This is a genomic window from Flavobacterium sp. AC274 (assembly GCF_979258275.1).
The window spans coordinates 5,400,215-5,419,929 of the sequence record NZ_OZ409852.1 but is presented as its reverse complement, the minus strand read 5'-3'; the positions used below and the strand labels follow the sequence as shown (position 1 = coordinate 5,419,929).

19 protein-coding genes and 1 pseudogene are annotated in these 19,715 nt (G+C 32.9%); 11 read left to right on the top strand and 9 right to left on the bottom strand.

Annotated elements, in window-relative coordinates:
- Positions 1-20: 20 nt before the first annotated feature.
- The 7 genes and pseudogenes from ACZZZT_RS24480 (at position 21) to tsaB (ending at position 7,996) form a co-directional block, all read left to right on the top strand.
- A pseudogene (locus tag ACZZZT_RS24480) lies at positions 21-721 on the top strand (ABC transporter ATP-binding protein).
- A complete protein-coding gene (locus ACZZZT_RS24475; RefSeq protein ID WP_042565659.1) occupies positions 714-1,958 on the top strand; it encodes an ABC transporter permease in 1,245 nt (414 codons plus the stop codon). Before ACZZZT_RS24480 ends, ACZZZT_RS24475 begins: the two are co-directional and overlap by 8 nt.
- Before the next feature lie 2 nt (positions 1,959-1,960).
- On the top strand, positions 1,961-3,226 hold the full coding sequence (locus ACZZZT_RS24470; RefSeq protein ID WP_073396832.1) for an ABC transporter permease: 1,266 nt from the start codon (positions 1,961-1,963) through the stop codon (positions 3,224-3,226).
- A gap of 39 nt (positions 3,227-3,265) precedes the next feature.
- Positions 3,266-4,399 (top strand): efflux RND transporter periplasmic adaptor subunit, encoded by a 1,134-nt coding sequence (locus ACZZZT_RS24465; protein ID WP_463462256.1) that lies wholly within the window; start codon positions 3,266-3,268, stop codon positions 4,397-4,399.
- 67 nt (positions 4,400-4,466) lie between these two features.
- Positions 4,467-5,852, top strand: a complete 1,386-nt coding sequence (locus ACZZZT_RS24460; RefSeq protein ID WP_042565662.1) for a TolC family protein — start codon at positions 4,467-4,469, stop codon at positions 5,850-5,852.
- A gap of 6 nt (positions 5,853-5,858) precedes the next feature.
- The gene (locus tag ACZZZT_RS24455) at positions 5,859-7,151 is read left to right on the top strand and encodes an efflux RND transporter periplasmic adaptor subunit (RefSeq protein ID WP_463462255.1); all 1,293 of its coding nucleotides are present in this window, start codon (positions 5,859-5,861) and stop codon (positions 7,149-7,151) included.
- Between the two features lie 173 nt (positions 7,152-7,324).
- The gene (gene tsaB / locus ACZZZT_RS24450; protein ID WP_463462254.1) at positions 7,325-7,996 is read left to right on the top strand and encodes a tRNA (adenosine(37)-N6)-threonylcarbamoyltransferase complex dimerization subunit type 1 TsaB; all 672 of its coding nucleotides are present in this window, start codon (positions 7,325-7,327) and stop codon (positions 7,994-7,996) included.
- 10 nt (positions 7,997-8,006) lie between these two features.
- Here tsaB and ACZZZT_RS24445 read toward each other — a convergent pair whose 3' ends face one another.
- From ACZZZT_RS24445 to ACZZZT_RS24435, 3 genes are all read right to left on the bottom strand, one after another.
- The gene (locus tag ACZZZT_RS24445; protein ID WP_463462253.1) at positions 8,007-8,819 is read right to left on the bottom strand and encodes a mechanosensitive ion channel family protein; all 813 of its coding nucleotides are present in this window, start codon (positions 8,817-8,819) and stop codon (positions 8,007-8,009) included.
- Between the two features lie 95 nt (positions 8,820-8,914).
- Positions 8,915-9,322, bottom strand: a complete 408-nt coding sequence (locus tag ACZZZT_RS24440) for a YtxH domain-containing protein (RefSeq protein WP_302094626.1) — start codon at positions 9,320-9,322, stop codon at positions 8,915-8,917.
- 152 nt (positions 9,323-9,474) lie between these two features.
- Positions 9,475-10,374, bottom strand: a complete 900-nt coding sequence (locus ACZZZT_RS24435) for a NifU family protein (RefSeq protein ID WP_302094627.1) — start codon at positions 10,372-10,374, stop codon at positions 9,475-9,477.
- A gap of 164 nt (positions 10,375-10,538) precedes the next feature.
- Here ACZZZT_RS24435 and ACZZZT_RS24430 point away from each other — a divergent pair, with 164 nt between their 5' ends.
- Positions 10,539-11,504: a PorP/SprF family type IX secretion system membrane protein gene (locus ACZZZT_RS24430; RefSeq protein WP_463462499.1), complete on the top strand. Its 966-nt coding sequence runs from the start codon at positions 10,539-10,541 to the stop codon at positions 11,502-11,504.
- A 12-nt stretch (positions 11,505-11,516) separates the two neighbouring features.
- Positions 11,517-12,032, top strand: a complete 516-nt coding sequence (locus tag ACZZZT_RS24425) for a gamma carbonic anhydrase family protein (protein ID WP_463462252.1) — start codon at positions 11,517-11,519, stop codon at positions 12,030-12,032.
- Between the two features lie 90 nt (positions 12,033-12,122).
- On the opposite strand, the gene ACZZZT_RS24420 is transcribed toward ACZZZT_RS24425, so the two are convergent.
- The 6 genes from ACZZZT_RS24420 to ACZZZT_RS24395 all read right to left on the bottom strand — a co-directional run bounded on the left by ACZZZT_RS24420 (position 12,123) and on the right by ACZZZT_RS24395 (position 16,956).
- Entirely contained in the window at positions 12,123-12,839 is a 717-nt protein-coding gene (locus ACZZZT_RS24420) for a LytR/AlgR family response regulator transcription factor (RefSeq protein ID WP_042565669.1), read from the bottom strand.
- Positions 12,840-12,945: 106 nt separating this feature from the next.
- Positions 12,946-13,647: a dioxygenase family protein gene (locus tag ACZZZT_RS24415; protein WP_463462251.1), complete on the bottom strand. Its 702-nt coding sequence runs from the start codon at positions 13,645-13,647 to the stop codon at positions 12,946-12,948.
- Between the two features lie 11 nt (positions 13,648-13,658).
- The gene (locus ACZZZT_RS24410; protein WP_463462250.1) at positions 13,659-14,516 is read right to left on the bottom strand and encodes a sensor histidine kinase; all 858 of its coding nucleotides are present in this window, start codon (positions 14,514-14,516) and stop codon (positions 13,659-13,661) included.
- Between the two features lie 254 nt (positions 14,517-14,770).
- On the bottom strand, positions 14,771-15,091 hold the full coding sequence (locus tag ACZZZT_RS24405) for a DUF4907 domain-containing protein (protein WP_463462249.1): 321 nt from the start codon (positions 15,089-15,091) through the stop codon (positions 14,771-14,773).
- 1 nt (position 15,092) lies between these two features.
- Positions 15,093-16,100, bottom strand: coding sequence for a Kelch repeat-containing protein (locus tag ACZZZT_RS24400; protein ID WP_463462498.1), 1,008 nt, complete (start codon positions 16,098-16,100; stop codon positions 15,093-15,095).
- 19 nt (positions 16,101-16,119) lie between these two features.
- Positions 16,120-16,956, bottom strand: a complete 837-nt coding sequence (locus ACZZZT_RS24395) for a DUF6268 family outer membrane beta-barrel protein (RefSeq protein WP_463462248.1) — start codon at positions 16,954-16,956, stop codon at positions 16,120-16,122.
- A gap of 230 nt (positions 16,957-17,186) precedes the next feature.
- Between ACZZZT_RS24395 and ACZZZT_RS24390 the strand changes: the two genes are divergently transcribed.
- Entirely contained in the window at positions 17,187-18,512 is a 1,326-nt protein-coding gene (locus ACZZZT_RS24390; protein WP_463462247.1) for a DUF4270 family protein, read from the top strand.
- A 39-nt stretch (positions 18,513-18,551) separates the two neighbouring features.
- Positions 18,552-19,526 (top strand): hypothetical protein, encoded by a 975-nt coding sequence (locus ACZZZT_RS24385; RefSeq protein ID WP_463462246.1) that lies wholly within the window; start codon positions 18,552-18,554, stop codon positions 19,524-19,526.
- The last annotated feature ends 189 nt before the right edge of the window (positions 19,527-19,715 follow it).

Genomic DNA, 19,715 nt, shown 5'->3' with positions numbered 1-19,715 from the left:
TCTTAAAATTTAACAATATCATGATCGAAATCAAAGATTTGCACAAGTCCTATAAAATGGGAAGTTCTACGCTGCATGTGTTAAAAGGAATAAATTTTAATATAGAAGAAGGCGAGTTGGTTGCGATTATGGGATCTTCGGGATCTGGAAAATCGACGCTTCTTAATATTTTAGGAATTTTGGATGAGGCCGATTCTGGTAGTTATATTTTAGACAAAACACCAATAAAAAAACTAAACGAAACGATAGCTTCAAAATATCGAAATAAGTTTTTAGGATTTGTTTTTCAGTCATTTAATCTGATTAATTATAAAACTGCTCTTGATAACGTAGCGATGCCTTTATATTATCAGGGAATAAAAAGAAAAGAACGCTACGAAATTGCCATGAAATATTTGGAGAAAGTAGGTTTAGGATCTCACTCACACCATTTACCAAACGAACTTTCCGGGGGCAAAAACAGCGTGTAGCGATTGCAAGGGCTCTGGCATCAAATCCAAAAGTTTTGCTGGCAGATGAACCAACAGGTGCTTTGGATACTAAGACTTCTTATGAAGTAATGGAACTTATTCAGGGAATTAATGACGAGGGTAAAACCATTTTGATCGTAACTCACGAACCTGATATTGCTGCAATGTGCAAAAGAAATGTGGTCCTGAAAGATGGATTAATTATCGATGATAAAAAGGTAGAACAAGTTAGAGCTTCATCTTATGTTTAATATAGAGCGTTGGCAGGAAATATTTGAGGCAATCTCTAAAAACCGGTTAAGAACATTTCTTACCGGGATTTCTGTGGCTTCGGGTATTTTTATTTTAGTGATTTTGTTGGGAGCCGGAAAAGGACTTCAAAACGGAATTGAAAAACAATTTGAGCGAGATGCAGCCGGAATCATTGAAGTTTGGTCTGGTACAACTACAAAAGAATATAAAGGTTTAAATCCCGGAAGACAAATTCAGTTTCGCAATAGCGATTACTCACAATCAGTTCAGAAATTTGATGACAAACTCGATTTGCGAGCGTCGACTTTTAATTTTTGGGGTGCCAATTTTACCTATGGTAAAGAATCAGGAAGTTATCAATATAGAGGTGTAGATCCTGATTATGGCGGAATTGAAAATCTTACAATTGTTCAGGGACGATTTGTAAATGCCAAAGATTTGGCTAATAATGAAAAAGTCGCGACTATTGGAATGAAGGTAAAAACAGATCTGTTTAAAGACAGTGATGCAATTGGAAAAGAAATTTTAATTAATAATATCAACTTTAAAGTAATAGGAGTTTTTACAGATCCGGGTGGAGAGAGAGAAGAAACAAGAGCGTATTTGCCTAAAACGACTGTGCAGAGAACTTTTGGCGGAGGGGATAAAATAAGCAATTTGTTTTTTACTTTAAAAAAGACAAATAATTATGATGAGGCTTTGGCGCAATCTGAAAAATTTACTCAGGATTTAAAAAATTTACTTAAGAGTAAAAATGTTGTTGCTCCGGAAGATGATGGTGGAATAAATGCCTATAATTCGGTTAAAGACGCTAAACAGTTTTATGATTTAAACTTATATATCAGATTGTTTTTTTGGTGGGTTGGTATTTTTACCATAATTGCAGGTGTTGTGGGTGTAAGTAATATCATGCTTATTGTTGTAAAAGAACGAACAAAGGAAATAGGTATTCGTAAGGCCTTAGGGGCATCTCCATTTTCGATAATTTCTATGATACTTCACGAATCAATTTTTATAACCACTATTGCTGGTTTTACAGGTTTATTGGCAAGTTTGTTATTGCTGGAGTTTGTAGGGCCGATGGTGCAGAGTGAATATTTTAGAAATCCCGAAGTAGACTTTAGTGTGGCTTTAACAACACTTGTTTTACTTGTATTTGCAGGAGCACTGGCAGGATTTTTTCCTGCATACAGAGCAGCCAAAATAAAACCTATTGTAGCACTTAGAGACGAATAACTATGTTTAATAAAGATAATTGGGACGAGATTTTACAGGCTTTAACAGCAAATGTTTTCAGAACGATTTTAACTGCGTTTGGTGTCTTTTGGGGAATATTTATCCTGGTAATTTTACTGGCTGCAAGTAAGGGGCTGGAAAACGGTGTAAAAAAAGGTTTTGACGGAATTGCCACAAACACCATGTTTATGTGGAGTCAGACAACATCAAAAGCATATAAAGGATTACCAAAAACACGTCGTTTTGACTTTAGAAATAGCGATGTTCCTGCTTTAAAAGCGGCGTTGCCAGATTTGCTGTATGTTTCTCCAAGAAATCAGCTGGGAGATTTTAACGGTACTAATAATGTGGTGCGAGGAACTAAAACTTCTTCTTTTACAATTTATGGTGATTATCCGGAGCTGATCAAACAGCAGCCTATGGATATCATTAAAGGACGTTTTATAAATCAGCAGGATATTAATGATAAAAGAAAAGTTGCCATTATTGGTAAAGGAGTTATTAGTGAACTTTATGGTAAAGAAGAAGAAACAATAGGCAGTTATGTAAAAATAAATGGAATCAATTTTATGGTTGTTGGAATTTACAATTCTAAACAGCAAGGCGGAAATGCAGAACAGGAACAAAAAAATATTTTTATTCCGTTTACAACTTTTCAGCAAGCATTTAATTATGGTGATAAAGTAGGCTGGATGGCCATTACAGCAAAAGATGAAACTTCGATTACAGACCTAAAACCCAAAATTTTAGAATTAATTAAAGCACTGCATTCTGTAAATCCTGCAGATGACAGAGCTGTTGGAAATTTTGATTTATACGAGCAGTTTAATAAAGTGCAAAGTTTGTTTAATATATTAAAAATCATTGCTTATTTTGTAGGAACTTTAGTGTTGATTTCAGGAGTGATTGGTATTTCGAATATCATGCTTATTGTAGTTAAAGAACGTACCAAAGAAATTGGAATTCGCAGGGCTCTGGGAGCAACGCCAGCAGCGATTCGCGGACAAATTTTATCAGAATCAATATTCCTGACTATTATTTCCGGTATGTTTGGAATTGCTTTTGCAACCGGGCTTATAGCACTTTTAAATATGGCTTTAGATTCGATGCCACCGGGCAGTGATACCATGTTTGCGAATCCAAGTGTTGATTTAGGAGTTGTATTTGTTGCTTTATTAATATTAGTGGGATCTGGTTTATTGGCAGGATTTATTCCGGCTCAAACCGCAATTAATGTAAAGCCCGTAGATGCTTTACGAACAGAATAAAATTATCAATCAAAAATAATCGAATTAAACCAAAACAAAATGAAAAAAGGAGTAACTGTAACCATTTTAATTTTTATTGCTATAGTTTTCTTTGGCGCTCTGTATTATTTATACGCTAAGAATCAAGAGTCTCCAATTGTATTTAAAACGGAGAAAGCAGAAATTAAAACGATCGTAAAAAGTACTATTGCGACGGGTAATATTCAGCCTGATGAAGAGGTTCTAATCAAACCAAACATTTCAGGAATTATCGAGCAGGTTTATATTAAAGCAGGCGAAAAAATCAAAGCCGGAGATATGATCGCAAAAATCAGGGTTGTTGCCAATGTATCCAATGTGAGTTCTACTCAAAATCAGGTGCAGACAGCGAAAATTGCTTTAGACAATCAGGAAAAAATTTATAAAAGACAAAAAACATTATTTGATAAAGATGTTATTTCTGCCAATGATTTTGATGCCGCACAATTGGCTTACACACAGGCAAAACAAAATTATCAGGCTGCTAGACAAAGTCTGGATATTGTAAAAACAGGGACAACAACATCTTTAGGAAGTTATGCAAATACCTTGATTCGCTCAACAGTAAACGGAATGGTTTTGGCCGTTCCGGTAAAAGTGGGTAATCAGGTTATTGAAAGTAATAACTTTAACGAAGGAACAACAATTGCCAGCGTTGCAGATGTGGGAAGAATGATTTTTATTGGAAAAATTGACGAATCTGAAGTTGGAAAAATAAAAGTTCAAATGCCAATTGAAATTACAGTTGGAGCTATTGAAAACAAAAAATTTACAGCTGTTCTTACTGATATTGCGCCAAAAGGAGTAGTAGAAAATGGTGCCATTCAGTTTGAAATTAAAGCTTCTTTAGAAAATAAAGATGCTACTTTTATCAGAGCCGGCTTAAGTGCAAATGCTTCTATTATTTTAGAAAAAGCAGATAAAGTTTTAGCCATCAAAGAATCATTGGTGCAATTTGACAAAAAAACACAAAAACCTTATGTTGAAATAGAAACTGCTCCACAAAAATTTCAAAAAAGAGATTTAGTTTTAGGAGTTAGTGATGGAATTTATGTTCAGATTAAAAGCGGAATTAAAGCTTCGGATAAAATTAAAATCTGGAATCAGGGTTTGATTACTGAAGGCGAAGGAGAAAAAAATAATCTGAAAGTGTAAAGGTTCTTTTGGTTTTTAAAAAATGTTAAATTTGCGTAGTGTCTTTGCTATGCTTCATCTTAAAAATATGAAAATAAATAAATATAATAGTCTGATTGTTGCTTTGTTATTTGGGTTAGGTTTATCTGCTCAGACACAACCAAAGCAATGGACACTTGAAGAATGCGTGAGATATGCATTAGACAATAATATCACAATTAAACTATCTGAGTTAGATGTAAAAAGTGCTGATATTGATAAAAAAGGTGCTTTAGGGAGCTATCTTCCATCAGTAAGCGGGAGTGCTTCACACTCTTGGAATATTGGTTTGAACGTTAACCCGGTTACCAATATTGCTACAACTCAAACCACACAGTATTCATCATTAGGCGTAAACGCTGGTGTTGATATTTACAAAGGTTTACAAAATCAAAATGCTTATAGAAGAGCTAAACTTTCCATAATTGCATCGCAATATCAATTGTTGAAAATGCAGGAAGATATTTCGTTGAATGTTGCTAATGCGTTTTTAGAAATTCTTTTCAACAAAGAAAATTTAAAAGTAAAAAAAGAACAATTGGCGATTGATGAAAAACGATTTGCAAGATCTGAAGAAATGGTCAACGCAGGAACAATTCCGCGTGGCGATTTGTTTGATTTGAAAGCGACAGTGGCAACAGATCAACAGGCAATTATCGTTGCCGAAAATAGTTTGTTAATTTCTAAATTAAGTTTAGCTCAGCTTTTACAACTTAAAGAATTTGCAGATTTTGATGTAATTGACGACACAAATGCTAAGGATGAGAATAATATCATGGCACAAACCCCAATTGATATTTACAATAAAGCCAAAGAAATAAGAACCGAGGTGAAATTAGCACAAACGAATCTTGAGATTGCAGAAAAAAGTGTTGCAATTGCAAGAGGCGCTTATCAGCCAACACTTAGAGGTTTTTATCAATTTAGTACCAGTGCCAGTTATAGTGACAGACTTACGGGAGTTGATGCCAATAATAACCCTATTTATGTAGCTCCGGATCCTGTTTTGGATCAGTTTAGTGATAATAAAGGACATAATTTTGGTTTTCAATTGAATGTTCCAATTTTTAACGGATTTTCTGTTAGAAATAATGTTGAAAGAAGTAAAGTAACTTTAGAGAAATCTAAAATAGATTTAGAGCAAAAAAGTTTAGATTTGCAACGTAACGTTTATACTGCTTTTACAGATGCTAAAGGAGCTTTGAATGCTTATGAATCTTCTACTGTAACTTTAGAAGCCAGACAGCAGGCATATAACTATGCAAAAGAAAAGTATGATGTAGGTTTGATGAATTCATTTGATTTTACACAAGCACAGACATTGTTAACAAACGCACAGTCAGATGTTATCAGAACGAAATACGATTACATGTTCAAAATAAAAATACTTGAATTTTACTTTGGAATTCCAATTGTTCCAATTATCGCAAAATAATTTATTATGTCAAAAAAAACAGTTTATTTCTTAGTCGGAGGCGCAATAGTTGTCATTGCAATATTAGTTGGTCTTTCGAAATCAGGAGTAATAGGAAATAAAGATGAAGGCAAAGAAGTAGAAATTACAAAAGTAATTGCCTCAACTATTGTCGAAACAGTTTCGGCAACAGGTAAAATTCAACCGGAAATCGAAGTTAAAATCTCACCTGAAGTTTCGGGTGAGATTATTTTATTAAATGTAAAAGAGGGTCAAGTTGTTAAAAAAGGCGATTTATTAGTCAAAATAAACCCGGATTTATATACCTCAAGTTACAATCGTTCAGTATCTAATTTATCTGGAAGTAAAGCTGGATTAAGCCAGTCTGAAGCATCTTTTAAAGAAGCAAAAGCAAGCTACGAACGTAATAAGGTATTATATGATAAAGGTGTTATTTCAAAATCTGACTGGGATAAAGCCATAGCCTCTTTTGAAGTTGCAAAAGCCACTAAACAGAATGCTTATTTTACGGTTCAAAGTGCTTCGGCATCTGTAAATGAAGCAAAAGACAATCTTGGGCGTACAACAATTTACGCTCCTGCAGATGGAACAATTTCAGTATTAAATGTAGAGTTAGGCGAACGTGTTTTAGGAACGCAGCAAATGGCGGGAACAGAACTTTTAAGAGTTGCCAACCTAAACAATATGGAAGTTGAAGTTGATGTAAATGAAAATGACATCGTAAAAATCAAAATTGGTGATGAAGCAAATGTTGAAGTAGATGCTTATTTAAAAAAGAAATTCAGAGGTGTTGTAACCAGTATTTCTAACTCTGCAAGTACAACTTTAACATCAGATCAGGTTACTAATTTTAAAGTAAAAGTTAGAATTTTAAAAGAATCATATCAGGATTTATTAGAAGGTAAGCCAAATACATATTCTCCTTTTAGACCAGGAATGACAGCTACAGTTGATATTATTACAAAAACAAAAACGAATGTTTTGGCAGTGCCAATTAGTTCTGTTGTAGTAAAATCTGATACAACGTCAGTTAAGGATTTTAAAGTAGAAGATCCAAACGAAGATAAAAAAGCAACTCCAAAAAGCGATAAAAAATTCGAATGTGTTTTTGTAAAAGTAGGCGATAAAGCTAAAATCAAAATCATAAAAACAGGTATTCAGGATGATACCAATATCGAAGTAATGTCTGGTTTAAAACCTGGAGATGTTGTTATTACAGGTCCTTATACAACTGTTTCTAAAGAATTAAATTCTGGAGATAAAGTAAAGCTTAAAAAAGCGGATGCACCAAAAAAATAAACACGAATTTCACAAATTGACACAAATTTTAATGTTTAGCTTCGTTTGTGAAATTAATTCCACAAACGAATTAGTGACAATTCGTGAAATTCGTGTTTGAAATTAATCTATATATTTGTTGCAGAGGAAAAAGCCTTGCATACATAATAATTAACTTTTAAAATATAAATACATTGTCTTTTATTCTCAATATCGAAACAGCTACAAAAAATTGCTCAGTATCCATTGCAAAAAATGGGGAAACTATTTTATGTAAAGAAATTGCAGAAGAAGGCTATTCGCATGCCGAAAAACTGCACGTTTTTATTGAAGAAATAATTGCAGAGGCCAAAATCTCAGTTCAGGATTTAGATGCAATTGCAGTAAGTCAGGGGCCGGGATCTTATACAGGTTTACGAATTGGAGTTTCGGCAGCAAAAGGATTGTGTTTTGCTTTAAATATTCCGTTAATTGCTGTTGATACTTTGCAAACTTTAGCATCTCAGGCCAAAGTTTCTGATGGAAAAATAATCCCGATGCTTGATGCCAGAAGAATGGAGGTTTACAGCGAGATTTTTAATGCTAATTTGGAAATTGAAAGAGAAATTCAGGCAGAAGTTATTGACGAAAATTCATTTGCAGCTTTTACTGAAACCATTTATTTTGTTGGTGATTGTGCCGAGAAATGTAAATCGGTTTTAACAAAAGAGAATTTTGTGTTTTTAGAAGATATCAAATATCCTTCGGCTTCGGCTATGAGTAAAATCAGTTTTGATAAATATCAAAAAAGCGACACTGTAGATGTCGCTTATTTTGAACCTTATTATTTAAAAGATTTTATGATGGCACCTCCATCAAAAAAATAATAAAACCTTTTTATTTTTGAAGTGTAAACGGCTGGATTGCAATTCCTGCTTCATCCAAAGCTGTTTTGCAATTTTCTAAAGTTTCAGAAAAAACAGCTCCGTAATTTGCATTTGTTGCCCAAGGACGTACGGCAAACTCTACAGAACTTGTAGTCAGGTTTTTAACAAAAACTTCTGGTACGGGCATTTTTAGCACTTTTGGGTTTTTACTTAAAACATCTAATAAAATATCTTTTGCTTTTTTTATGTCAGAATCATAAGAAACAGCAAAAGTCAAATCTGCTCTTCTTTCTCCCTGCATTGAATAGTTAATAATTGTTCCGTTAGATAAAGCGCCATTTGGCACAAAAACCGTTTGGTTATTCCCCGTAAGCATTTTTGTTACAAAAATCTGAATTTCGAGAACCGTCGCAATAACACCTTGTGCTTCAATAGTGTCTCCAACTTTAAAAGGCTTAAAGAGAATAATAAGCATTCCACCGGCAAAATTAGAAAGCGAACCTTGCAATGATAAACCCACCGCAAGACCCATTGCTCCTAAAATAGCAACAAATGAAGATGTTTCAATTCCGAGTTTTGAAATAAATGTTATAAATAATAAAACGCGTAATGCCCAAAGCAATATATCAGCAAGAAATTTGGTTAATGTAGGGTCCAGATTTCTCTTAATCATTACCTTTCTAATGATTCGATTAATCAATCGTATGGCGTACAAACCAACAAATAAGATTAAAATTGCTGAAATTAATTTAGGAGAATAATCGAGTAATACGTCGATAAATCTGGTGGCATAATTGCCAATCTGGTTCGAATTGATGTCCATTTTATAAGAATAAAAAAACCTTCCCAAAAGAGAAGGTGGTATTAGATTTTGCAAATATATAGATATTTCCTTTTATAAGAAATAAATGTCGATTGTTATTCTGTTGCAGGTGGCTTATTGATAATTTCTTCTGTTGTAGTTGTTGTTTCTTCGCTTAAATCGACAATAGTTTTTGTAGTCGTAGTTTTGGCTTCACCAGTAAATTCGCTTGCTTTTTCTTTTACAGAATCAATCACATCACTAATTGAATCAGAGGCTTTTTCAACAAATTCGCTTGCAATATCTTTAGCCTGACTAACATACTCTGTAGCGCTATCAATTATTGGTTCTGAAACTTCTTTTGCTTTTGCAAAAGTTTCTTCAGCAAAAGTCTCCGCTTTATTGATTAACGGGGCGGCTTCTTCTTTTGCCTGCTCAAAAGCGTCTTCTGCTTTATTGGCTAAATCAACACTTGTTTCTTTGGCTGAGCCAAATAAATTCTTAAAAAATGAAGTTAATCCCATAGTTTTTTGGTTTTGATTAGTTTAGAATACAATATTAACCAATTTTATTACACTATGACATTAGTTTAGAAAATAATTTACTGATAATTAGGTAGATACAAATAAAAAAGCATCCCAATTGGGATGCTTTTTTCTAACTATAATAGTTATAATTATGCGTTTATAGCTTCAACTTTAATAGCTTCATCATTTAGCATGCTTTTCAACATATTTTCGATTCCGCTTTTTAGAGTAAAAGTAGAGGATGGACATCCACTGCAAGCTCCCTGCAAAATTACTTTTACTGTTTTATCATCTTCATTATAAGAATCAAATGCAATATTTCCACCATCGGCAGCAACTGCAGGTTTTACGTATTCTTCTAAAATGTTGATGATTTGTTGTGAAGTAACATCCAGTTTATCAAAATTTTCATCTTTAGTCACATCATTTTTTGTAGCAACTTCAATTAAATTTTCATCCAAAACAGTTCCTCCATTTTCGATGAATTGTTTAATGAATGTTCTTACTTCTAGTGTAATTTCCTGCCAGTCGTTGATATCGTATTTTGTTACCGAAATGTAATTTTCATCAATAAAAACTTCTTTTACATAAGGAAATTTAAATAATTCTTTTGCTAAAGGAGAAGAAGCCGTCTGATCGATATTTTTATATTCAACCGGATTTTTAGTCAACATTCTGCTTACCACAAACTTTAATGCCGATGGGTTTGGAGTTGTTTCTCCATAAACCGTAATAGGCTGTTTTTTTGTTTTGGTTTCGTCGATATTGATAATAACGCCGCCTTTTTCTACAAAAGCTTCAATTTGCTCCGCTACAGCATCTTTTACGTCATCCCATTCTACTATGCTATATCTTTCTATAGCTATAAAGTTTCCGGATATGTAAACTGTTTTTACAAACGGCAAATAAAATAATTGCTGTGCCAATGGTGATGCCTGGGCTTCATCAATATTTTTAAATTCAAAATTTTGATTTTGGGTAATAAAATCCTCAAATTCAAATTTTAAAATAGTCGGATTTTGAGTCTCTTTTATAGTGATTTTCGTCATGATTTAAATTTTTACAAATTTAGTAAAGTTATTTTCTACTAATACCTATATTTGATTTTTTAATAAAATAATTAAGACTCTTTTCAAATTAATCGTACTAAAATTCCAGAGTCTCTAATTTATTTCGATACGACTACCTTTATTATGTTTAAAATCAGAGTTTTATATTTGGTCTTTTTAACTTCTTTTTTTGTTATTCTCAAGAAGGGCTGCCTGTTTATTCTGATTATTTGTCGGATAATTATTATTTAATTCACCCTTCGATGGCTGGTGCGGCGAATTGTGCCAAGATAAGATTGACCGCGAGAAAGCAATGGTTTGGTCAGGATGAAGCACCTTCACTTCAAACGTTAAGTTTTAATGGAAGAATTGGCGAAAGATCAGGAGCCGGAATTATTGTTTTTAATGATAAAAACGGATATCATTCTCAAAAAGGGCTGAAACTTACTTACGCACATCATATTATGTTTTCGAGAGATGAAATAGATTTAAATCAGCTTTCGTTTGGTATTAGTGGGGGAGTTATTCAAAATCAATTGGATGAAACACAATTCGGAACTACTTTTGATCCTATTGTTTTTGGTGCAATTCAAAAAGATTCTTATTTTAATGTTGATGTTGGGGCTTCCTATAACTATATGGATTTTTATGCTCATGCAACCGTTCAGGGTTTGCTTGAAACCAGAAGAGAAATCTATACAGATTATGAAAGCGATAATTTAAGAAAGTTTTTATTGAGCGTAGGATATGTTTTTGGTAAACACGAAAACATTACCTGGGAACCTTCTGTTTTGTTTCAGTTATTTGATCAGACAAAAGAGAAATCTCTTGATATGAATTTAAAAGCATACAAGAATATGGACTTTGGAAGTCTTTGGGCGGCATTGTCGTACAGAAGAAGTTTTGACGGCGCGCAATACAGTTTAGGAAACGGCGTACAATCTCAAAAACTGCAATATATAACACCAATTATAGGTGTAAATTATAAAAATTTCATGTTTGCTTATACCTATTCGCAAGTTACGGGAGATGTGAAATTTGATACAGGTGCTTATCACCAGATTACTTTAGGAATCAATTTATTTTGTACAAAGGAACGTTACGATTGTAACTGTCCGGCAATTAATTAAAACTTTTTTATTATGCTAATTAAATCTGTAAACGGAAAATCTCCGGTAATACCTGAAGATTGTTATGTTGCCGAAAATGCAACTATAGTAGGCGATGTTACTTTTGGTGATTCCTGCAGCGTTTGGTTTAATGCTGTAATTCGTGGTGATGTTCACTTCATTAAAATAGGAAATAAAGTAAATATCCAAGACGGCGCCATTATTCATTGTACTTATCAAAAACATCCAACCATTATTGGAAGTAATGTTTCAATTGGTCACAATGCAATAGTTCACGGCTGTACGGTTCATGACAATGTTTTAATAGGAATGGGCGCTATTGTAATGGATAATTGCGTGATAGAAAGTAATTCTATTGTTGCTGCCGGTGCTGTTTTAACTCAAAACACGGTTGTAACTTCAGGAAGTATTTGGGCAGGAGTTCCGGCCAAAAAGGTAAAAGATATAGATCAATCCGATTTTGCAGGCGAAATTGAGCGAATTTCTAATAATTACGTTATGTATTCGGGATGGTTCAAGAATGAATAAATTCCAAAAAATAAAAATTCCAAATTCCAATCAGAAAGTTCAAACTTCAATTGGAATTTGGAATTTATTTTTATTTTGGAATTTTAAACTTTATAAGTTGATCCTTTCAAAAAAACTATTTTTATAGCTTTCACTAATCGGAATTCGTTTGTCACTTATCAAAACTTTATTTTTCTGGATAGATTTGACGTGTTTTATATTGATGATATAAGACCTGTGAATTCTTGAGAAGCCTTTGCTGGAAAGCAGATTCTCTAATTTGATTAAACTAATTAAGGTTAAAGTAAATTTATTATCTGTAGTATATATTTTTACGTAATCTTTTAAACCTTCGATGAATAAAATATCAGCAAAATTCATTTTTACATTTTCGTATTCAGCCCTGACAAACATAAAATCCTGTTCTAATTCCGGAGCTGTAGTGTTTTCTGAAATGGCCTGAACTGTGGCTGTTGGATTAAAAATTTGCTGTGCTCTTACTACTGATTTTAAAAAGCGATGAAACGGAATTGGTTTTACCAAATAATCAACTGCGCCCAGATTAAATCCTTCAACAGCATAGTCTGAATAGGCAGTTGTAAAAATAATTAATGGCTTTTTTTCAATAGTATTTAAAAATTCAATTCCCGAAAAATGGGGCATCTGTATATCCAGAAAAATCAAATCTATATTGGTTTGATTGATGAAGGAAACGGCGTCAATTGCATTGTTAAAAGTACTTACCAATTCTAGTGAATCTACTTTTCGAACAAAATCTTCTAATAATTCAACCGCTAAAGGTTCATCGTCTATAATTACACATTTCATTTGCTCGGAATTAGATTTTTAAATTTGTTTTGGCAGTCAAAAGTAGTTTCAAACCAGTGAATTAAGTTTTAAAATTATCATAAATTACCCTTCTATTATCATAAAATTATGCTTTTACAGTAATAGTTTTGCTTAATGTGTAACCATCCGTCAAATTACCTGTTAAGGTAGCTAATTCGTCAGATAAGCTGTCTGAAAAAACATTGTCTGATGTGTTTGAAGTGTCAGCCTGACCATGAGAAGCATAATTTGTACTTGAATATACTTCACTGGCAACATTTTCAGGAAATGCGATTTGCGTTACCAATAATGAAGAACCTGAAGCACTTAAAACTTCAACATGTATATGTGGAGCACGACCTTGATACCAGCCTGGAAAAATTGAAATAAACGAAACTTCTCCATTTGCGTCTGAAGTTTGTCTTCCTCTTAAAAAATGCACAGAAGTATAATCTGTTTGCTGCATGGAAGTTCCTCCGTATTCAGAATAATTTCCGTCTTTATCACAATGCCAAACATCGACTAAAACGCCTTCTAAAGGTGCACAATCTTTGCTTTGGTTTTCAATAGTTAAATTGATCAGCAATGCAACTCCAATTCGGTCTGATTTTATATTTTCTAAAACTAGCTGACTTGGTGTTTTTATAGGGAATGGTCCTTTGGTTTCAGAAGGAGATACTGTACAGCTTCCATCAGCAGAAGTATTATCGTCATTGTCGCTTTTAGAACAAGATTCTAACATTTTTGTAGCTGTTGCTAATGAAGCAATTCCTAAAATACTATTTCGAATGAATTTTTTTCTATCCATAATCCTTATTATTAACTTATTGCTGTTTGAATTTTATCTAGTTTTAAATTTAAGTGCACGCGGTAATATTGATTGTCTTGTGTAATAGTAAGTTCGTGCGCATTTGGGTAAAGCAAATCCAGTCGGTTTTGAATATTTACTAAGCCAATTCCTGAATTATCAGGATCTTTAACGTAATTTTCAATGGTGTTTTCTATCCAGAAATCCAGATTATCATCTAATATAAAAACCTTAATTTTTACATGAGCCGCTCCTTTATAATCGGTTCCGTATTTAAAAGCATTTTCTACAAATGAAATTAGTAACAAAGGCTCAATAAATTTATTTTTGGTATTTCCGTGAACATTGATAACAATGTCTTCGATATTATTAAGGCGGAGCTTTTGTAATTCGATGTAGTTTTGAATGTAATTGATTTCTTTTTCTAAAGCCACCGTTTTATTATCAGTTTCATACAGCATGTAGCGCATTAATTCTGATAATGTCACGATGGCATCAGGGACCAAATCAGATTTCTTGTGTGCCAATGAATAAATACTGTTTAAAGAATTAAATAAAAAATGCGGATTGGTTTGTTTTCGCAAATAGATTAATTCAGTATTTGTTCTGTGCGTTTCGGCAATTAATTTGTTTTGTTGATTGTTGTAAAATTCAGTTAGTGTTTTAATAATAGCACTTATCGTAATAATTAAAATATAGAAAAGTGAAGGTGCAATTTTAAAAAACCAAGGCTGTCTTCTCATCATAACTACATGTCTGCCATTTCTAACAAAATCATGCGGATCACGGGGCATCATTTTAGGAGGCAGCATATTTGCAGGTCTTACATGGTTAAATTCAGGAATAAAGTAATTGATCCTGATAACCATGAAAATAAAAATGAGAGCAAAAACAAAGGCAAAATAAAGCCAGTATTTTTTTCTAAAAGAAGGGCAGGCACCAAATAAAAATAGTTGAGATAGAACAAAATAATTCCCGTGGCCCATTGTACATAAAAATCGTTATTGATCCTGAAAGGGCTTTCATAAAACTGAATCAATGATGTCAGGATAAAGAAAGTCCATATAATACTATGGAATAAAATTTTGTTTGAGCTGGTATTTTTGATGCTGCCTATGTTCATTTAGAATTTTATTTTTAATAAAATTAAATCATTTTTCGTTACTGTTGGCGAATTGTTCTCTTTGAGTTTTTGCGCCACCAGCTTTCCTACTTTTAATGCATCTTCTTCTGTCGAAAAACTTTTTGTATCGTTTATAACAGGAATAATAGATTGTTTGATTATTGTTTTGTTTTTGTAAGCAATTGAATATCCCCAGCCCGAAGTTGTTTTGAAAGATTCCGTTTTGAGTGTTTCGTTTCTTGTGCAGGCTATAATTTGCAAAAGCAGAAAAAGAAACAATAAATTCTTCTGGATTTTACTCCAGAAGAATTGTTTTTTCATATTAATTATCATCGTCATTTTGTTCGTCTAAAGGTTTGAACTCCCATGCATCATCAAAATAAGTAGTACCTATTCTACCTAACATGTAGAAACCTCTGTTGTTAATTGCAAAACCAACTGCGTCGGTTCTTGTAGCGCCTTCCATTGGAGTTCTTTCTACCCAAAGATCTGTTGTAGGATTGTATTCCCAAACTGTTTTTACACTTTCACCACCAACAATATAACCTAAATTGTTCATTGAAAAAGCGGAAGCATTTGAACGGACAATTGCATAATCATCATTGAATGAATCATCATCGTCATCATCCTGATCGATATCTCTTTTACGAGTCCAGACATCTGTAGCAGGATCAAATTGCCAAAAATCTTCCTGATAAACACCATTGTTGATTCCGGTTGCCAGATAAGCTTTATTATCAATTATAAAAACAGTAGCATTACGTCTTTTGTTTCCGCTAAAACCATTTACAAGAGTCCATGTATTTGCCTGATCATCGTATTGATAAAAATCTTTCAAATAATTTCCATCATAACCAGTTCCAATATAAGCTTTTCCGCCTACCTGAAAACCTACCGCTGCGTAACGCGCTGTACCTGCAAAATCAGTTTTTTGAGTCCATGCATTACTTGTTGGATCGTATTGGTAAAAATCTTTCAGTTTATTTGTTCCGTCATAACCAATTCCAACATAACCTTTATCGTTAAGGGTAAAACTAGAAGCCGAACTTCTTCCTATACCAATAAAGTCTGCTTTTTGTTCCCAATAGTCACCAGTTGAATTGTAAGCCCATAAATCTTTTAAATACTCATCTCCTGTATAGCCTGTCGCTATATAAGCATAATCACCAATAACAAAACTAGTGGCACTAGATCTTGCCGGTCCATCAAATGCTGATTTTTTAATCCAGTTTCCAATTAAATCATCATCGTCATCACTATTACTGCACCCTATAAAAAAGAGGCTCGAAAATAATGCGGCGAATAATATTCCATTTTTTAAATTATTCATCATAGTGTATTAAATTTATTTATTGTTTGTATTTGATGCCAATGCCTAAAATGTAACCGTTTCCGGTATTAAAATCATAAACCTTATGATTCTCGTTGTCGATAATGTTGTATTTTTTATTAAAATCGTAACCTGCCTTAAAATTTATAAACCAATTTTTATCGACATTTCTTTCATATTCAAAAGCAGATGTCATTTGCGATGTGCTAATTTTTGTTCCATTATTAGCAATAAGCGTATGATCCAGATTATAAAAAGTACCATTAAAACTATTCGTCAGGCTAAATGCATTTCGAATATTATTAGAATACGAAATCTTCGAATCCGGAAATCCAATCATCAAGGCACTTTTATCGTTTACTTTATATTGTACGGATAAAGTGGGCAGGAATTGCGGATAACCAAATATTGCTGTTCTTGCAACACCAACATTTATATTGGTCTTCAAATTTAACTGCTGACTTATTTCAAAACTTCCTAAGAGCGTTACATCAGAAAAATCAAGAGTCTTTTGAAAATTTGCCGTTGGTATCAAAGCAAGATTCAGTTTAGTATTTGAAATTTCGTGTGAAATTTCAAATTTATTCTTCAACTGACTAAATTGATCCGGATTTTCAAATGCTTCAAAACTTCCAGCGTCATAATTCACCTTCAAATTCGAATATTCTACTGTGTTCTTTATTTTGTTTTTCGAATTGATTGCTGTACTAAATGACACACTTATACCAGTTTCATTAAAATCTATTTTATCCGTTGGCTCAGTTTTCAAATTTGCATTTGCTGAAAATTTTTCCTGAGCTTCCATATTCAAAAACGAAATCAAAAAAAGAGAACCTATTATAAGCCTTATTTTCATTACTTAATTATTGGTTCAAAAGTAGGTGCCTAATGGTTTTAAAAAAAGAAGATATATGTATGGCTCTTTTTGATAGACTAAATACCCTTTTTTATGGCTGAACCAATTATTTGTTTGACGAAACCTATCGTAGATGATTTTTTGCTATTTATAGGCTAAAATGGCAAGACTGTATATGTTATAGTGTAGTGCAGAAGAGTGCATTTTATATTTGTTCAAAAAATAAGATTATGCATAAGTATATATTGATGTTGGTTTTTGCACTTACAATAATTTCATGCGGTACCGATACAGATGCGGGTGAGTTTGTTGTTGGGTCTGATTATTTGGCGGTAAGCAATAAAGTAATTTTAATTGATACCGTAACGGTCGAAATGTCTACCATAAACTTTGATTCACTTGTAACCTCAAGTCAAAGCCGAATTTTAATTGGTAATTATGAAGATCCTCTATTCGGGAAAATAAAATCAAACAGCTATTTTCAATTAGCAGGAAGTTCTTATACTCTTGAAAGTACAGGTTCTGATACTGAAGCTGTAAATTATGTTTTCGATTCTATTTCGATGATCTTAAAATATGATAATTACTATTATGGAGATACAACAAAAGTTCAAACGTTTGATATTCATAGAATTACCCAGACAGTAAAACCAAATACAGACGATGATAGTTTTTATAATAACTCGACTTTGAGTTATGGAACCGAAAGTCTTGGAACTATCGCCTATAAACCCAGACCAACAGAAAAAGATTCGATTAACATTAAAATGGATGCTACATTTGGAAGTGAGCTTTTTCAGAAAATTAAAAAAAGAGAGATTACGGGGCTAACAAACTTAACAGAATATTTAAAAGGACTTGTTTTGGTTCCTAATATTGATAATTCTTCGAGTGTAATTGGTTTTAATGCCACTACAAGTGTCGTCAGGATGTATTATTCCAAATATCAGAGCGACGATGAAACCTCGTATTATATAGACTTTACCATTGCAGATGTTTCAAAGCAGTTCAACTCTATTTCCTCAGATAAAACTGGAACGGTAATTCAAAATTTACCCATTTCGAGCAGTAAATTATCCAGTACATTAACAAACAGGCAAGGGTATATTCAATCAGGAGCAGGAGTGGCCTGCCGGATTGATTTTCCAAATATAAAACAGCTCAAATACATTTCAGAAAAAGGTGCAATTGTCGATGCCCAATTGATTTTAAAACCGGTTAATAATTCTTATTCAGAACAATATCCTTTAGAAGATTCATTACGTGTATATGTAGCCGATAATTTAAACCGAATTAGTGCAACTTTATTAAATTCTGCAGGAAGTTCAGTGTATGGAACATTAAACCAAAAAAGTGACGAGTTCAATGAAAATGTTGGTTATACAATTCCGATAGGAGGGTTTCTTCAAAAAGAAATGTGGAAAACATCTGATTCAAAATCTTCTCTTATTTTGACATTGCCCGGAATTTCTAAATCTGTAGACAGAATTGTGTTAGGAGACCAAAAGCACGCAAACAATAAAATTCAACTAAAAGTTTATTATATCTCATATTAGATGAAAAATAAAATAATTTTTTTAAGTTGCTTCATTCTAATGTCGCTAACTGCATTTTCTCAAAGTATTTCAAGTTCTCCTTATTCATTATATGGTTTAGGAAGTTTGTATGACTCTGATTTTGGTTCGATTCCATCTATTGGTTCATCAGGAATAGCCTTGCCTTCAAATCTCTTTATTAATAATTTAAATCCTGCTTCATTAGCTTACTTGCCTCTAAATCATTTTATGTTTGATATTGGAGGAAAAGCAATTGCGACAACTTATGAAAGCGGATCAAGATCTGAAAAAAGAAATAATTTTCAGTTTTCTCATATCGCTTTTGCTTTTCCGGTTACAAAAAAATCAGGATTTAGTGTGGCTTTGCGACCATATTCAAGTGCGACGTTTAAAATCTCAAATTTAAAATTGCCTATCTCAGATAGTCAGGAATATTATTACTTAACAGCGGCGGGTTCTGGCGGATTAAATAATTTTGATTTTTCTTATGGTTATAGAATTGGAACAAAAATATCCGTTGGAGCTTCAGCCACTGTTTTGTTTGGTAATACAACAGATGACAGGAGTTATCTGATCTCAAATTCTATTACAAGTATTAGTAAAAAAACAGATTATAGTGGTTTACGCGCAACTTTAGGTACTCAATATCAAATTGATTCAACTTTTACAATTGCATCGACTTTTAAATTGCCAACAAAGGTTAAAGCTACAAAAGTGCAAAGTGTCGAAACTTTAACCAATGAGGTTGTTTCTACGGTAGAATCGGATGTTGCTTCAGATGCAGATGATTATTATATGCCTTTAGAAATAGGAGTTGGAATTAGCAAACGTTTTAAGAATAATCTAAATATGACTGCAGATTATGAAAAAGCCTTTGGAAGAATACCAATCAATCTGAGTTATACGGAGATTTTGTTAATCAGGACCGATTTGCACTTGGATTTACATATAGCGCCAAAAAAATATCAGAAGATATTGGGATCGGGTTCAATATGCTGCAGGAGCCAATTTTGACACCGGTTACCTTGAAGTTGATGGAAAAAGAGTTAATAACGCATCAATTTCTATCGGGCTTACATTACCAATAGAAAATACTTTTTCTGCCTTAAATATTTCCTATTCTTATGGACAAAAAGGAAAAGTTTCAGAAAATCTGATAAAAGAAAATTATCATAAAATATCCCTTAATTTGTCTTTAGACGG

Excerpts from the sequence above, each read along its gene's own strand:
- ACZZZT_RS24455 (WP_463462255.1), top strand. The coding sequence starts at position 5,859 with ATGTCAAAAAAAACAGTTTATTTCTTAGTCGGAGGCGCAATAGTTGTC.
- ACZZZT_RS24410 (WP_463462250.1), bottom strand. The coding sequence starts at position 14,516 with ATGGTTATCAGGATCAATTACTTTATTCCTGAATTTAACCATGTAAGA.
- ACZZZT_RS24470 (WP_073396832.1), top strand. The coding sequence starts at position 1,961 with ATGTTTAATAAAGATAATTGGGACGAGATTTTACAGGCTTTAACAGCA.
- ACZZZT_RS24465 (WP_463462256.1), top strand. The coding sequence starts at position 3,266 with ATGAAAAAAGGAGTAACTGTAACCATTTTAATTTTTATTGCTATAGTT.
- ACZZZT_RS24435 (WP_302094627.1), bottom strand. The coding sequence starts at position 10,374 with ATGACGAAAATCACTATAAAAGAGACTCAAAATCCGACTATTTTAAAA.
- ACZZZT_RS24445 (WP_463462253.1), bottom strand. The coding sequence starts at position 8,819 with ATGGACATCAATTCGAACCAGATTGGCAATTATGCCACCAGATTTATC.
- ACZZZT_RS24415 (WP_463462251.1), bottom strand. The coding sequence starts at position 13,647 with ATGGATAGAAAAAAATTCATTCGAAATAGTATTTTAGGAATTGCTTCA.
- ACZZZT_RS24400 (WP_463462498.1), bottom strand. The coding sequence starts at position 16,100 with ATGAATAATTTAAAAAATGGAATATTATTCGCCGCATTATTTTCGAGC.
- ACZZZT_RS24390 (WP_463462247.1), top strand. The coding sequence starts at position 17,187 with ATGCATAAGTATATATTGATGTTGGTTTTTGCACTTACAATAATTTCA.
- ACZZZT_RS24395 (WP_463462248.1), bottom strand. The coding sequence starts at position 16,956 with ATGAAAATAAGGCTTATAATAGGTTCTCTTTTTTTGATTTCGTTTTTG.
- ACZZZT_RS24405 (WP_463462249.1), bottom strand. The coding sequence starts at position 15,091 with ATGAAAAAACAATTCTTCTGGAGTAAAATCCAGAAGAATTTATTGTTT.
- ACZZZT_RS24420 (WP_042565669.1), bottom strand. The coding sequence starts at position 12,839 with ATGAAATGTGTAATTATAGACGATGAACCTTTAGCGGTTGAATTATTA.
- ACZZZT_RS24385 (WP_463462246.1), top strand. The coding sequence starts at position 18,552 with ATGTCGCTAACTGCATTTTCTCAAAGTATTTCAAGTTCTCCTTATTCA.
- ACZZZT_RS24475 (WP_042565659.1), top strand. The coding sequence starts at position 714 with ATGTTTAATATAGAGCGTTGGCAGGAAATATTTGAGGCAATCTCTAAA.
- ACZZZT_RS24425 (WP_463462252.1), top strand. The coding sequence starts at position 11,517 with ATGCTAATTAAATCTGTAAACGGAAAATCTCCGGTAATACCTGAAGAT.
- ACZZZT_RS24440 (WP_302094626.1), bottom strand. The coding sequence starts at position 9,322 with ATGGGATTAACTTCATTTTTTAAGAATTTATTTGGCTCAGCCAAAGAA.
- ACZZZT_RS24460 (WP_042565662.1), top strand. The coding sequence starts at position 4,467 with ATGAAAATAAATAAATATAATAGTCTGATTGTTGCTTTGTTATTTGGG.